Source organism: Sulfitobacter maritimus (assembly GCF_013346665.1).
GTDB lineage: Bacteria > Pseudomonadota > Alphaproteobacteria > Rhodobacterales > Rhodobacteraceae > Sulfitobacter > Sulfitobacter maritimus.
In genome coordinates this window covers 1-515 of record NZ_JABVBB010000012.1, presented here as the reverse complement: position 1 = coordinate 515, position 515 = coordinate 1, and the positions used below count along the sequence as shown (strand labels likewise).

Below are 515 nucleotides of genomic sequence, written 5' to 3'. Positions count from 1 at the left end.
CCGGGGGCAGAGATGCCGATCTCAGCTTCCACCACCTCAATGGGTGACGTGGCGAGGGTCTTGGCCCCTTCGTTGAGAATATAGCGCAACTCATACAACCCCGGCTCTGCAGGTGCGGTGAGTTGGCCTGAGGTCTCGTCGCCAACACGGCGGTAGGGGCCGGTGGCGCCTTCCTTGGCGCCGACAGGCAGGATCGTGACCATGTCGCGAGGGTTAATTGGGGTGCCCCATTCGATGTCAAAAGCAGCGCCGGTGGTGACAGTCTCCTGCCCGCTGATGGTCGCTTCTGGGGCGGTCACTTCGATGGGTGCGGTGGCGAGGGTCTTGGCCCCTTCATTGAGAATATAGCGCAACTCATAGAGCCCCGGCTCGGCGGGCGCGATGAGTTGACCTGTGGTCTGGTCGCCAACGCGGCGGTAAGGGCCGGTGGCGCCTTCCTTGGTGCCGACGGGCAGGATCGTGACCATGTCGCGGGAGTTGATTGGGGTGCCCCATTCGATCTCAAAAGCAGCGCC

The 515-nt window shown here is 63.3% G+C and carries 1 protein-coding gene; it reads right to left on the bottom strand.

Annotated features, from left to right (window positions below; genetic code table 11):
• The coding region (locus HTT03_RS00055) for a hypothetical protein (RefSeq protein ID WP_425506269.1) at positions 1–515 on the bottom strand (515 nt) is incomplete at both ends.